Genomic DNA, 14892 nt, shown 5'->3' on the forward strand with positions numbered 1-14892 from the left:
GCCCCACCGGCGTGCCGGTTCACGGCGCGCCGGTGGGGCCCGGGTCAGCGTCCTGCGCTGTCCACCACTGCGGACCAGTCGTCCAGCAGCTGCTGGGCGGAGGCGTCATCCGGCCCCTCTGCCCACAGGTGGGTGACCGCCTCGGCGGGGTCGGGCAGCACCAGAACCCAGCGGCCGTCGCTCTCCACGACACGGACGCCGTCGGTGGTGTCCACATCCCGGTCGCCGGCCGCCTCGACGACGTGCCGCATGACCAGTCCCTTGACCGCCCACGGGGTGGCCAGGTCACGGCGCTGGACGTGCGCCCGCGGGATCCGTGCGTCGATCTGGCTCAGGGTGAGCTGGGTGCGGGCCACCAGGCCGATCAGCCGGACGAACGCGGCCGCGCCGTCGAAGACGCTGCTGAACTCGGGGATGAGGAAGCCGCCCATGCCGTCCCCGCCGAAGACCGTGCCGTCGTCACGCCCCACACGGGTCAGATCGTCGGGCGAGGTCGTCGTCCACTCCACCTGCGTCCCGTGGTACGCCGCCACCTGCTCGGCGATACGGGTCGTGGTCACCGGCAGCGCCACCCGGCCGGTGCGCCGTTCTGCCGCGATCAGATCCAGCATGACCAGCAGGGCACGGTCGTCCTCGATGATCCGGCCGCGTTCGTCCACGAGGGACAGCCGCTCGCCCACGGGGTCGAAGCGCACTCCGAAGGCGGCCCGCGCCGAGGCCACGATCTCGCCGAGCCGGACGAGCCCGGCCCGCCGGGCGTCGGCGGTCTCGGTCGGCCGGGATTCGTCGAGCCCTGGGTTGATCGTCAGCGAGTCGACGCCGAGCCGTCCCAGCAGGCTGGGCAGGACCAGGCCGGCGCTGCCGTTCGAGGCGTCCACGACGACCTTCAGCCCGGAGTCGGTGATGCCTGTGGTGTCCACGGCCCGCAGCAGGGAGCCGGTATAGGAGTCGAAGACGCTGGCGGGGAAGATCAGGTCACCGATCTCGCCCGGGAACGCTCGCCGGTACTCCTGGCGGGCGAAGACCCGGTCGAGCTTGCGCTGGCCGGCCTGTGAGAGGTCCGCGCCCCGCTCGTCGAAGAACATGATGTCGACGGAGTCCGGTACGCCGGGCGTCGTACGGACCATGATGCCGCCGGCGCTGCCGCGGGCCGTCTGCTGGCGGGCGACCGGCAGCGGGACGTTCTCCAGGTCACGTACGTCGATGGCGCTGGCCTGGAGCGCGGAAATCACGGCACGCTTGAGTGCCCGGGCGCCTCGGGAGTGGTCACGCGCGGTGGTGACCGTGGAGCCCTTCTTGAGCGTGGTGGCATACGCGCCCGCGAGCCGTACGGCGAGCTCCGGCGTGATCTCGACGTTGAGGATCCCGGACACCCCCCGGGCGCCGAACAGATGCGCCTGGCCACGGGATTCCCAGATCACCGAGGTGTTGACGAACGCACCGGCCTCGATGGTCTTGAACGGATAGACCCGCACGTTCCCCTGCACGATCGATTCTTCACCGATCAGGCATTCGTCGCCGATGACGGCACCGTCCTCGATGCGGGAGGCCCGCATGATGTCGGTGTTCTTGCCGATCACACAGCCGCGCAGATTGCTCTGCTGACCGATGTAGACGTTGTCGTGCACGACGGCGCGGTGCAGGAACGCGCCGCTTTTCACGACGACATTGGAACCGACCACGGTGTGCTCACGAAGCTCCACATCCGCCTCGATCTTGGCGTAGTCGCCGATGTAGAGCGGACCGCGCAGCACCGCGTCGGGGTGCACTTCCGCGCCCTCCGCGACCCATACGCCCGGCGAGATCTCGAAGCCGTCGATTTCGACGTCGACCTTGCCTTCGAGCACATCGGCCTGAGCCTTCACATAGCTCTCGTGCGTGCCGACATCCTCCCAATAGCCCTCGGCGATATAGCCGTAGATCGGCTTGCCTTCCTTCATGAGCTGTGGAAAGACATCTCCGGACCAGTCGACCGGCACATCGGGTTCGAAGTAGTCGAAGACCTCCGGCTCCATGACGTAGATGCCGGTGTTGACGGTGTCCGAGAAGACCTGGCCCCAGGTGGGTTTCTCCAGGAAACGCTCGACCTTGCCGGCCTCGTCGACGATGGTGATGCCGAACTCGAGCGGATTGGGGACCCGAGTGAGACAGACGGTGACGAGGGCGCCCTTTTCCTTGTGGAACCGGATCAGATCGGTGAGATCGAAGTCGGTGAGGGCGTCGCCGGAGATGACGAGGAAGGCATCGTCCTTGAGCGCTTCCTCGGCGTTCTTCACACTGCCTGCGGTGCCGAGCGGCTTTTCCTCATTCGCGTAGGTGAGCTCCATTCCGAGCTCTTCTCCGTCGCCGAAATAGTTCTTGACGAGCGAGGCAAGGAATTGCACGGTCACGACGGTCTCATTGAGACCATGCCGTTTCAGCAGCCTGAGTACATGCTCCATGATCGGCCGGTTCGCGACCGGAAGCAGGGGCTTGGGCATGCTGGACGTCATAGGGCGAAGTCGTGTTCCTTCGCCGCCGGCCATCACAACGGCCTTCATGTGGGAAGCGTCCTCCTCTAAGAGACGACGGTCTTGCCGACTTCACTTGTCCAGAGCGCCCACTGTTGCTGCTTTCACGTACGGGCGCCGGCTCTTGGCACAAGCTGCCATTTCGGAGAGGTCAGTCGGCGGTGGCGTCCGCCCGGATGAGTCGGCGGACCTGGACCACGTAGAGGATCCCTGCCCACCAGTAGAGCGCCGTACCCCATCCTGCGAACGCCCATCCGAAAACAGCAGCAAGTGTGTGAAGCCAGCCGCTTCCGTCGCTCAGCAGGAGCAACGGGAAGGCGTACATCAAGTTGAACGTAGCCGCTTTGCCCAGGAAGTTCACCTGGGGAGGCCCGTAGCCGTGGCGTCCGAGGAATCCGACCGCGATCAGCAGCATCAGTTCCCGTGCCAGCAGGGCCGCGGTGAGCCAGAGCGGCAGGATCTCGCGCCAGGTCAGACCGACCAGGGTGGAAAGGATGTACAGGCGGTCGGCGGCGGGGTCGAGGATCCGGCCCAGGCTGCTGATCTGGTTCCAGCGCCGGGCGAGCATGCCGTCCAGGTAGTCACTGACGCCGCTCAGCGCCAGGACCAGCAGCGCCCAGCCGTCGACCTTCGGACCCCCGAATTCCGGCCACAGGACCAACCACAGGAACAGCGGCACGCCGAGGAGGCGAGCCATGCTCAGAATATTCGGGATGGTGAGGACACGATCCGTCTGGACCCGCGTCTCCTGGACCTCCACGCGAGGCCTCCTGTGGGGAAATGTACCAACGATGCCCCTTGACCCTACCTGCCTCGCCGGCCGCACCGTACCGCGGGTCCCCAAGATCACGGAAACACAAAAAGCCCCGTGGTAACCGAAGTTCCCACGGGGCTTTTCAAAAATTGTTCGGCGGCGTCCTACTCTCCCACAGGGTCCCCCCTGCAGTACCATCGGCGCGGAAAGGCTTAGCTTCCGGGTTCGGAATGTAACCGGGCGTTTCCCTAACGCTATGACCACCGAAACACTATGAAGTTAACCAACCCGGCAATGACACAGGTCGTTACTTCAGAACCTACACAGTGGACGCGAGCAACTGAGGACAAGCCCTCGGCCTATTAGTACCAGTCAACTCCACACCTTACGGCGCTTCCATATCTGGCCTATCAACCCAGTCGTCTACTGGGAGCCTTAACCCCTCAAGGGGGTGGGAGTCCTCATCTCGAAGCAGGCTTCCCGCTTAGATGCTTTCAGCGGTTATCCTTTCCGAACGTAGCCAACCAGCCATGCCCTTGGCAGGACAACTGGCACACCAGAGGTTCGTCCGTCCCGGTCCTCTCGTACTAGGGACAGCCCTTCTCAAGACTCCTACGCGCACAGCGGATAGGGACCGAACTGTCTCACGACGTTCTAAACCCAGCTCGCGTACCGCTTTAATGGGCGAACAGCCCAACCCTTGGGACCGACTCCAGCCCCAGGATGCGACGAGCCGACATCGAGGTGCCAAACCATCCCGTCGATATGGACTCTTGGGGAAGATCAGCCTGTTATCCCCGGGGTACCTTTTATCCGTTGAGCGACGGCGCTTCCACAAGCCACCGCCGGATCACTAGTCCCTACTTTCGTACCTGCTCGACCCGTCAGTCTCACAGTCAAGCTCCCTTGTGCACTTACACTCAACACCTGATTGCCAACCAGGCTGAGGGAACCTTTGGGCGCCTCCGTTACTCTTTAGGAGGCAACCGCCCCAGTTAAACTACCCACCAGACACTGTCCCTGATCCGGATCACGGACCCAGGTTAGACATCCAGCACGACCAGAGTGGTATTTCAACAATGACTCCACAACCACTGGCGTGGCCGCTTCAAAGTCTCCCACCTATCCTACACAAGCCGAACCGAACACCAATATCAAGCTATAGTAAAGGTCCCGGGGTCTTTCCGTCCTGCTGCGCGAAACGAGCATCTTTACTCGTAATGCAATTTCACCGGGCCTATGGTTGAGACAGTCGAGAAGTCGTTACGCCATTCGTGCAGGTCGGAACTTACCCGACAAGGAATTTCGCTACCTTAGGATGGTTATAGTTACCACCGCCGTTTACTGGCGCTTAAGTTCTCAGCTTCGCCATGACGAATCATGACTAACCGGTCCCCTTAACGTTCCAGCACCGGGCAGGCGTCAGTCCGTATACATCGCCTTACGGCTTCGCACGGACCTGTGTTTTTAGTAAACAGTCGCTTCTCGCTGGTCTCTGCGGCCACCCCCAGCTCAGAGAGCAAGTCTCATCACCGGAAATGGCCCCCCTTCTCCCGAAGTTACGGGGGCATTTTGCCGAGTTCCTTAACCATAGTTCACCCGAACGCCTCGGTATTCTCTACCTGACCACCTGAGTCGGTTTAGGGTACGGGCCGCCATGAAACTCGCTAGAGGCTTTTCTCGACAGCATAGGATCATCCACTTCACCACAATCGGCTCGGCATCAGGTCTCAGCCTTAACGTGTGACGGATTTACCTACCACACGGCCTACACCCTTACCCCGGGACAACCACCGCCCGGGCTGGACTACCTTCCTGCGTCACCCCATCGCTTACCTACTACCACCTTGGATCGGCGGCTCCACCACGTCCCTTTGTCCGAAGACTCCAGGCCGGCTTCACGGCCTTAGCATTAATGGATTCGATACTGGGCGTTTCAAAGCGGGTACCGGAATATCAACCGGTTGTCCATCGACTACGCCTGTCGGCCTCGCCTTAGGTCCCGACTTACCCTGGGCAGATCAGCTTGACCCAGGAACCCTTAGTCAATCGGCGCACACGTTTCCCACGTGTGTATCGCTACTCATGCCTGCATTCTCACTCGTGAACCGTCCACAACTCGCTTCCGCGGCTGCTTCACCCGGCACACGACGCTCCCCTACCCATCACGATCCCCGTTGGGGGTAATATCGCAATGACACGACTTCGGCGGTGTGCTTGAGCCCCGCTACATTGTCGGCGCGGAATCACTTGACCAGTGAGCTATTACGCACTCTTTCAAGGGTGGCTGCTTCTAAGCCAACCTCCTGGTTGTCTCTGCGACTCCACATCCTTTCCCACTTAGCACACGCTTAGGGGCCTTAGTCGATGCTCTGGGCTGTTTCCCTCTCGACCATGGAGCTTATCCCCCACAGTCTCACTGCCGCGCTCTCACTTACCGGCATTCGGAGTTTGGCTAAGGTCAGTAACCCGGTAGGGCCCATCGCCTATCCAGTGCTCTACCTCCGGCAAGAAACACACGACGCTGCACCTAAATGCATTTCGGGGAGAACCAGCTATCACGGAGTTTGATTGGCCTTTCACCCCTAACCACAGGTCATCCCCCAGGTTTTCAACCCTGGTGGGTTCGGTCCTCCACGAAGTCTTACCTCCGCTTCAACCTGCCCATGGCTAGATCACTCCGCTTCGGGTCTTGGGCACGCTACTCAACGCCCTATTCGGACTCGCTTTCGCTACGGCTTCCCCACACGGGTTAACCTCGCAACATACCGCAAACTCGCAGGCTCATTCTTCAAAAGGCACGCAGTCACGACTGCATGTGCAAGCACACACAGCGACGCTCCCACGGCTTGTAGGCACACGGTTTCAGGTACTATTTCACTCCGCTCCCGCGGTACTTTTCACCATTCCCTCACGGTACTATCCGCTATCGGTCACCAGGGAATATTTAGGCTTAACGGGTGGTCCCGCCAGATTCACACGGGATTTCTCGGGCCCCGTGCTACTTGGGTGTCTCTCAAACGAGCCGCTAATGTTTCAGCTACGGGGGTCTTACCCTCTACGCCGGACCTTTCGCATGTCCTTCGCCTACATCAACGGTTTCTGACTCGTCCTGTTGCCGGCAGACAACAGAAGAGAGATCCCACAACCCCAACCACGCAACCCCTGCCGGGTATCACACGTGACTGGTTTGGCCTCATCCGGTTTCGCTCGCCACTACTCCCGGAATCACGGTTGTTTTCTCTTCCTGCGGGTACTGAGATGTTTCACTTCCCCGCGTTCCCTCCACACTGCCTATGTGTTCAGCAGCGGGTGACAGCCCATGACGACTGCCGGGTTTCCCCATTCGGACACCCCCGGATCAAAGCTTGGTTGACAGCTCCCCGGGGCCTATCGTGGCCTCCCACGTCCTTCATCGGTTCCTGGTGCCAAGGCATCCACCGTGCGCCCTTAAAAACTTGGCCACAGATGCTCGCGTCCACTGTGCAGTTCTCAAGCAACGACCAGCCACCCACCACCCCAACCCGAAGGCTGAGTTCACTGGGGCCGGCATCACGAAGGTCCAGACCACAGTCCGTACCCTCAGATACCCAACAGCGCGCCCGGCCCACCCGATCCATCACCACGTTCCACGCCGAAGCAGTACTAGTGACAACCAACCAAGTGCGCCGAATAGTCAACGTTCCACCCATGAGCAACCAGCATCAGACATTCGCCGATGTACTGGCCTCTGACCAACCAGAGGTTGGTAAGAAGTGCTCCTTAGAAAGGAGGTGATCCAGCCGCACCTTCCGGTACGGCTACCTTGTTACGACTTCGTCCCAATCGCCAGTCCCACCTTCGACGATTCCCTCCCACAAGGGGTTGGGCCACCGGCTTCGGGTGTTACCGACTTTCGTGACGTGACGGGCGGTGTGTACAAGGCCCGGGAACGTATTCACCGCAGCAATGCTGATCTGCGATTACTAGCAACTCCGACTTCATGGGGTCGAGTTGCAGACCCCAATCCGAACTGAGACCGGCTTTTTGAGATTCGCTCCACCTCGCGGTATCGCAGCTCATTGTACCGGCCATTGTAGCACGTGTGCAGCCCAAGACATAAGGGGCATGATGACTTGACGTCGTCCCCACCTTCCTCCGAGTTGACCCCGGCAGTCTCCTGTGAGTCCCCATCACCCCGAAGGGCATGCTGGCAACACAGAACAAGGGTTGCGCTCGTTGCGGGACTTAACCCAACATCTCACGACACGAGCTGACGACAGCCATGCACCACCTGTACACCGACCACAAGGGGGACCCTGTCTCCAGGGTTTTCCGGTGTATGTCAAGCCTTGGTAAGGTTCTTCGCGTTGCGTCGAATTAAGCCACATGCTCCGCTGCTTGTGCGGGCCCCCGTCAATTCCTTTGAGTTTTAGCCTTGCGGCCGTACTCCCCAGGCGGGGAACTTAATGCGTTAGCTGCGGCACGGACGACGTGGAATGTCGCCCACACCTAGTTCCCAACGTTTACGGCGTGGACTACCAGGGTATCTAATCCTGTTCGCTCCCCACGCTTTCGCTCCTCAGCGTCAGTATCGGCCCAGAGATCCGCCTTCGCCACCGGTGTTCCTCCTGATATCTGCGCATTTCACCGCTACACCAGGAATTCCGATCTCCCCTACCGAACTCTAGCCTGCCCGTATCGAATGCAGACCCGGGGTTAAGCCCCGGGCTTTCACATCCGACGTGACAAGCCGCCTACGAGCTCTTTACGCCCAATAATTCCGGACAACGCTTGCGCCCTACGTATTACCGCGGCTGCTGGCACGTAGTTAGCCGGCGCTTCTTCTGCAGGTACCGTCACTTTCGCTTCTTCCCTGCTGAAAGAGGTTTACAACCCGAAGGCCGTCATCCCTCACGCGGCGTCGCTGCATCAGGCTTTCGCCCATTGTGCAATATTCCCCACTGCTGCCTCCCGTAGGAGTCTGGGCCGTGTCTCAGTCCCAGTGTGGCCGGTCGCCCTCTCAGGCCGGCTACCCGTCGTCGCCTTGGTAGGCCATCACCCCACCAACAAGCTGATAGGCCGCGGGCTCATCCTTCACCGCCGGAGCTTTCCACACACAGACCATGCGGTCGTGTGTCATATCCGGTATTAGACCCCGTTTCCAGGGCTTGTCCCAGAGTGAAGGGCAGATTGCCCACGTGTTACTCACCCGTTCGCCACTAATCCACCCCGAAGGGCTTCATCGTTCGACTTGCATGTGTTAAGCACGCCGCCAGCGTTCGTCCTGAGCCAGGATCAAACTCTCCGTGAATGTTTACCCGTAATCGGGTGAAACACACACGAGAAGAGTGGAACGACCAGACGGAATAGGTCCGGTCGTTCACAGCGTCCTCGCTGTGTGTGCCATCCGCACCACATGGGCGGGATGGACTTTCAAAGGAACCTCATCCACCGAGGTGGACGGGGTATCAACATATCTGGCGTTGACTTTTGGCACGCTGTTGAGTTCTCAAGGAACGGACGCTTCCTTTGGATTCCCTCTCGGGTTTTCTCCGGGCGCTTCCCTTCGGTGTTTCACACTCTATCAGGCCTTTTCCGGCTTTCGAACCGCTGCTTTTCTGCAGACATGCAGAAGCGCGCAATTCTTGAGTCGCGATCAAGACGCTGGGAGTGCCACCCACCTCAACCGGACGCGGTTGATGGCGTCCTGGCTGTCCGGGGCAGATGTCAGACAGTACAGCTCTGCCGTGGGCGAGGCAAATCGATTCGGCAGGACTCGCGGTCGACTCTGGCGTCTCTCATGCGGAACAGTCAGTTCTTATGACTTACGCTTCTGAACGGTGCGCCGTCCCGGACAGGTAGTGACGGCGGCCTGATGAATCTTCACCCCTGGGAGGCTTCCCATGACCACCGTGACGTCCCCTCTTGCCGGACGCGCCATCGGACTCGCGGCCGTGCCCGACCCGGTGTTCTCCGGAGCGATGGTGGGTCCCGGTACCGCCATCGACCCGATTCGTGAGCCGTCTGCTGCGGTTTCGCCCGTGGACGGTGTGCTGGTCTCGCTGCACCCGCATGCGTTCGTGGTCGTCGATGCCGAGGGGCACGGCGTACTCACCCACCTGGGGATCGACACCGTTCAGCTCAACGGTGAGGGGTTTGAGCTGCTCGTGAACAAGGGCGACACCGTCACCCGTGGTCAGGAGGTCGTGCGCTGGAACCCGGCGGCGGTCGAGGAGGCCGGGAAGTCGCCGGTGTGCCCGGTTGTCGCGCTGGAGGCCACGGCGGACTCGCTCGGTGAGGTCCGCGAAGACGGCGACGTCAAGGCCGGCGACCAGCTCTTCTCCTGGCAGTAGCCGGGCGCCGTCCCGTACGGCAGGTACGACATCCATCGCGGCGGCCAGGCCGTCGCATCATCGGGAGCGGGTGCAATGGAGACAACGCTGCGAGGCGTCGGCGTGAGTCACGGTGTGGCGATCGGCGAGGTGCGGCACATGGGGACGGCGGTCCTGGAGCCGCCGGCCAAGCAGATTCCGGCGGATGAGGCGGAGCGCGAACAGGGGCGTGCCCGCCAGGCCGTGGAGGCTGTTGCTGCGGACCTGATAGCGCGGGGGAATCTGGCGGGTGGTGAGGCGCAGGCCGTGCTGGAGGCACAGGCCCTGATGGCTCAGGACCCTGAGCTGATGGCCGATGTCGACCGGCGGATCGCCGTCGGGAGTACCGCCGAGCGCGCTGTGTACGACGCGTTCGCGGCCTACCGGGCGCTGCTGGCCGGTGCCGGTGAGTACCTCGCGGGCCGGGTGGCCGACCTCGACGATGTGCGCAACCGGATCGTCGCGCGGCTGCTGGGTGTGCCGATGCCGGGTGTGCCGGACAGTGACGAGCCGTATGTGCTGATCGCGCGGGATCTGGCGCCGGCCGACACCGCGCTGCTGGACCCGACGCTGGTGCTCGGGTTTGTGACCGAGGAGGGCGGGCCGACCAGCCACAGCGCGATTCTTGCGCGTGCGCTGGGGGTGCCGGCGGTCGTCGCGCTGCCGGGCGCCGGTGAGCTGGTCGAGGGCACGGTCATCGCCGTCGACGGCAGCACCGGGGAGATCTTCGTCGAGCCGAGCGCCGAGAAGCGTGCGGAGATGGAGCGGGCGGCCGCGGAGCGGAAGGCGGCGCTGGCCGCATCGTCCGGTCCGGGTGCCACCTCCGACGGGCACAAGGTGCCGCTGCTGGCGAACGTCGGCGGGCCCGGCGATGTGGCCGCGGCGGTCGGGGCCGGGGCGGAGGGTGTCGGCCTGTTCCGGACGGAGTTCCTGTTCCTGGACGACAGCAAGAAGGCACCGTCCGCGGAGAAGCAGGTGGAGGCCTACCGCACGGTGCTGGCGGCGTTCCCCGAGGGGCGTGTCGTGGTGCGGGTGCTCGACGCCGGTGCCGACAAGCCGCTGGAGTTCCTGACGCCGGCCGATGAGCCGAACCCCGCGCTCGGTGTACGGGGGCTGCGGACGCTGCTCGATCACCCCGAGGTGCTGCGGACTCAGCTCTCGGCGCTGGCGACGGCGGCCGAGGGGCTGCCGGTCTACCTCGAGGTCATGGCGCCGATGGTGGCGGACCGGACGGACGCCAAGGCGTTTGCGGATGCCTGCCGGGAGGCCGGGCTGCGGGCGAAGTTCGGCGCGATGGTGGAGATCCCCTCCGCGGCGCTCCGGGCGCGGTCGATTCTGCAGGAGGTGGAGTTCCTTTCGCTGGGGACCAATGACCTGGCTCAGTACACCTTCGCGGCGGACCGTCAGGTGGGGGCCGTTTCCCGGCTGCAGGACCCCTGGCAGCCGGCGCTGCTGGACCTCGTGGCGCTGTCGACCGAGGCCGCGAAGGCCGAGGGCAAGAGCTGTGGTGTCTGTGGTGAGGCGGCCTCCGATCCGCTGTTGGCGTGCGTGCTGACGGGGCTCGGGGTCACCAGCCTGTCGATGGGTGCGGCGTCGATTCCCTATGTGCGGGCGGCGCTGTCCAAGCACACGCTGGCGCAGTGTGAGCGTGCGGCGGCCGCGGCGCGCGCCGCGGACACCGCCGAGGATGCGCGGGCCGCCGCGCAGGCGGTGCTCTCCGGGGAGTGATCCCGCGCGGCGCTGGGCGCCGCAGGAGCTTTGACGGCCGTCCCGCCCTTCTGGCGGGGCGGCCGTCGTGCATGCACGGGCGGCTGCGGTGAGGCGGTCAACGGTGGTCGTGGGGGTCGGGTGGCGGGGTCAGGGGGAGGCCGGAGGCGTAGTCGACGCCGGGCTCGGGCGGGATCGGTTCGCCGGTGTCGGCGTCGGTGCAGTAGGCGGTGAAGACCTCGGCGGCGCTCAGGGGGCGGGGCCAGGAGTCGCGCAGGGACCAGCCGCGGACCGTCTCACGGGCGGCATCCTCGGTGGTGTTCCGGCCGGTGGGGCCGCTGGTGGTGCGGGAGACGATGCCGCCGGGGGTGCGCAGGGCGAGGCCGGCGGCGAGGACCGTGCAGAAGACGACGGTCTCGTGCTCGGCGAGCTGGGGGCGGGCGCCGTCGCGGGCGGTGGTGTGCAGCACCGCCAGGAGGGACGGCTCGCCTGCGGCGAGGGAGCAGACGAGGTGGTGGGTGCCCTCGCCGAGGGAGGTCAGGAGCTGGCGGACGGCGTGGGTGGCGCGGCTGAAGGCGGCACGGGAGAGGTCTTCGCCGCACTCCTCGCAGGTGCCGGCGCGGGCCAGCAGGGCGGAGGCGTGGTCCCAGTGCGCCCGGCGGTCGGCCTCTTCGACCAGGAGCGGGAGCAGCCGGCTCAGCGGCCCGCCTTCGTAGAGCAGGGTGGTGCCGGTGCGGGCAGCTTCGGCCGTATAGCGGCTGCGGCTGTCGGGACGATCCGGGTCCAGGGCGAGGTGGGCGCAGTATTTCTCGTAGGCGACCGGGTCGAAGAGGCCGACGGTCGTGACCACTCCCTGGGAGGTGAGGGAGCGCAGCAGGGTCTCCATCTGCCGGAGGTAGCTGCTGTGGTCGTCGAAGGGGAAGGTGCGGTAGCGGCGCATGGCCGTGAAGTCCTGCTCGTCGGCCAGGATGGCGGCGGTGCTGGGAACCTCGCGGCGGAGGGTGCGGCGGGCGGCGGACCGGTCGGTGGGCCGGGATGTGAAGGTCATGATTCCCCCTGGGTGTGCTCCGAGTGGGTGCGCCGGTCGCACTCCACTCGTCACCGAGAGTAATCGGGGGGTCTGACAATGGGTCTCCGGCGCCGGGAACGTTGGGGTGCCTGGAGTCCGGCGCCCGGACCGGTCCCTCCCGCCTTCCCGCCTTCCCGCCTTCCCGCCTTCCCGCCTTCCCGCCTTCCCGCCTTCCCGCCTTCCCGCCGACCTACGATGCGCCGTCTGCGGCGCGGTCGCGGGCCACCCGCTCGTAGAAGCGGAGCAGTTCGAGGTTGTCGACGGAGCCGGGGTTGACGGCCTTGTCGAGCGGGGTGCCCTGCAGGAGGCGTTTGATGGGGACCTCGATGCGCTTGCCGGTAAGGGTGTGCGGGACGCCGGGGGCTTCGATGATGTCGTCGGGGACGTGCCGCGGCGAGAGCTCTTCGCGGATGGTGCGCTTGATGCGGTCGCGGAGGGCGTCGTCGAGGGTGGCACCGGGGGCGAGGTGGACGAAGAGCGGCATCCAGTAGCCGCCGTCGGGGAGTTCCAGGCCGATGACGAGGGATTCGCGGATCTCGGGGAGCCGTTCGACCGCCTCGTAGATATCGGCGGAGCCCATCCGGACGCCCTGGCGGTTGAGGGTGGAGTCGGAGCGGCCGTGGATGACGACGCTGCCGCGGGAGGTGACGGTGATCCAGTCGCCGTGCCGCCAGACGCCGGGGTACATGTCGAAGTAGCTGTCGTGGTAGCGGGTGCCGTCGGGGTCGTTCCAGAAGCGGGTGGGCATGGACGGCATGGGGTTGGTGACGACGAGTTCGCCGACCTCGTCGATGACGGGCTTGCCCTGGGGGTCCCAGGCCTGCAGGTCGGTGCCGAGGCAAGGGGCCTGGAGTTCGCCGATGTGGACCGGGAGGGTGGGGACGGCGCCGGCGAAGCAGCTGCAGACGTCGGTGCCGCCGCTGACCGAGGCCGTCCAGAGGTCGGCGCCGCTCTCCGCGAAGCAGTCGTGCAGCCAGCGGAAGCCGTCCGGCGGGAGCGGGGAGCCGGTGGTGGCGACGCAGGTGATGGCGGAGAGGTCGAGGTCGCGGGCCGGGTGGATACCGGCCTTGCGGCAGGCCATGACGTAGGCGGCGGAGGTGCCGAAGACGGTGGCGCGGGTGGCTTCGGCGACCCGCCACTGGGCGGAGATGTCGGGGTGGCCGGGGCTGCCGTCGTAGAGCACGATCGTCGAGCCCACCAGGAGGCCGGCGACGAGGAAGTTCCACATCATCCAGCCGGTGGAGGTGTACCAGAAGAACCGGTCGTCGGGGCCGAGGTCGCAGTGCAGGCCGGTCTGCTTGAGGTGTTCGAGCAGGATGCCGCCCTGGGACTGGACGATGGCCTTGGGCAGTCCGGTGGTGCCGGAGGAGTACAGGACCCAGAGGGGGTGGTCGAAGTCGACCTGTTCGAAGACCGGTTCGGTGTCCTGGGTGGTCAGGTCCGACCAGTTCAGGGCGCCTTCGGGGGCGGGGGTGCCGAGCAGCGGGATGTGGACGACGGCCCGGAGGGTGGGGAGTTCGGCTCGGAGTTCGGCGACGGTGTCGCGGCGGTCGTGCTCCTTGCCGCCGTAGCGGTAACCATCGACGGTGAAGAGGACGACCGGTTCGATCTGCTGGAAGCGGTCCAGCACGCTGCGGGCGCCGAAGTCGGGGGCGCAGGAGGTCCACACCCCGCCGACCGCGGCGGTGGCCAGCAGCGCGACGACGGCCTGCGGGATGTTGGGGACGTAGGCGCTGACGCGGTCGCCGGGGCGGACGCCGAGGCGGCGGAGCTCGGCGGCCAGCGAGCCGACCTGGGCACGCAGCTCCGTCCAGGTGACGGGCGTGGGCTCATGGGTTTCCTCGACATGGAGCAGCGCGGGGGCGTCGGCGCGGGCCGGGTCCTCGGCGGCGCGCAGGGCGTGCTCGGCGTAGTTGAGGGTGGCGCCGGGGAACCAGCGGGCGCCGGGCATCGTGCGGTCGGCGAGCACGGCCTCGTAGGGCGTGGCGAAGCGGACGTCGAACCACTCGGCGGTGGCCTGCCAGAAGGCGGGGAGGTCGTCGACGGACCAGCGGTGCAGGTCGGCGTAGCTCGTTGCGGGGTCGCCGGACGTGGGGGCGGGAGCGCCGTGGTGGGCGGCCGCCCAGGTGTGGAAGCGGGTGACCTGTGCGCCGGCGATGCGGTCCGGGCCGGGCTGCCAGAGGGGTTCCGGCTGTGGGGCGGACTGCGGTGCGGTGGTCATGATGGGCTCCCGGACGGTACGCGTCGTGTGCGTCGGGCGCACACGACGGTGGGGGTCCCCCGCCCTGTCGTGTGCGCGTGACACGGTTCGCCTGGACGATGCCATGTGATCGACTCCTGCACCAGGGTGGGCCGGCCACATTCGGGGTGTGGCGGAGGTGGTCCGGCCAACGGGTGCCGGGACGCGGCGGAATCCGGCCATGGCGGGGCGATCCGCGGGCCCGAAGGTGGCCGAGCGTGACCCAGTGCAGGTGAACGGCAGTTGAACGGTGCCCGCGC

At 65.2% G+C, this 14892-nt stretch carries 6 protein-coding genes and 3 rRNA genes; 2 read left to right on the top strand and 7 right to left on the bottom strand.

The features are described from left to right. Positions 1-44 precede the first annotated feature (44 nt). The 5 genes from BKA18_RS04125 to BKA18_RS04145 all read right to left on the bottom strand — a co-directional run bounded on the left by BKA18_RS04125 (position 45) and on the right by BKA18_RS04145 (position 8557). Positions 45-2540, bottom strand: coding sequence for a mannose-1-phosphate guanyltransferase (locus tag BKA18_RS04125; RefSeq protein ID WP_006606434.1), 2496 nt, complete (start codon positions 2538-2540; stop codon positions 45-47). 121 nt (positions 2541-2661) lie between these two features. Further along, positions 2662-3270, bottom strand: a complete 609-nt coding sequence (gene clsA / locus BKA18_RS04130) for a cardiolipin synthase ClsA (RefSeq protein ID WP_093481936.1) — start codon at positions 3268-3270, stop codon at positions 2662-2664. A 145-nt stretch (positions 3271-3415) separates the two neighbouring features. Beyond that, a 5S ribosomal RNA gene (rrf, locus tag BKA18_RS04135) occupies positions 3416-3532 on the bottom strand. A gap of 74 nt (positions 3533-3606) precedes the next feature. Next, a 23S ribosomal RNA gene (locus BKA18_RS04140) occupies positions 3607-6728 on the bottom strand. 302 nt (positions 6729-7030) lie between these two features. Further along, positions 7031-8557 (bottom strand): 16S ribosomal RNA (locus BKA18_RS04145). Together the 16S, 23S and 5S rRNA genes form the textbook arrangement of a ribosomal RNA operon. Before the next feature lie 592 nt (positions 8558-9149). Here BKA18_RS04145 and BKA18_RS04150 point away from each other — a divergent pair. Next, entirely contained in the window at positions 9150-9599 is a 450-nt protein-coding gene (locus tag BKA18_RS04150) for a PTS sugar transporter subunit IIA (protein WP_235450888.1), read from the top strand. A gap of 75 nt (positions 9600-9674) precedes the next feature. Beyond that, on the top strand, positions 9675-11345 hold the full coding sequence (gene ptsP, locus BKA18_RS04155) for a phosphoenolpyruvate--protein phosphotransferase (protein WP_366048451.1): 1671 nt from the start codon (positions 9675-9677) through the stop codon (positions 11343-11345). 97 nt (positions 11346-11442) lie between these two features. Here ptsP and BKA18_RS04160 read toward each other — a convergent pair whose 3' ends face one another. Continuing rightward, complete coding sequence (locus BKA18_RS04160) at positions 11443-12372, bottom strand: hypothetical protein (protein ID WP_366048452.1); 930 nt, start codon at positions 12370-12372, stop codon at positions 11443-11445. A 211-nt stretch (positions 12373-12583) separates the two neighbouring features. Beyond that, on the bottom strand, positions 12584-14614 hold the full coding sequence (locus BKA18_RS04165) for an acetoacetate--CoA ligase (protein ID WP_366048453.1): 2031 nt from the start codon (positions 14612-14614) through the stop codon (positions 12584-12586). Between the last annotated feature and the right edge of the window lie 278 nt (positions 14615-14892).

Origin of the sequence: Streptomyces auratus (assembly GCF_050433025.1) — a bacterium.
GTDB classification, from domain to species: domain Bacteria; phylum Actinomycetota; class Actinomycetes; order Streptomycetales; family Streptomycetaceae; genus Streptomyces; species Streptomyces sioyaensis.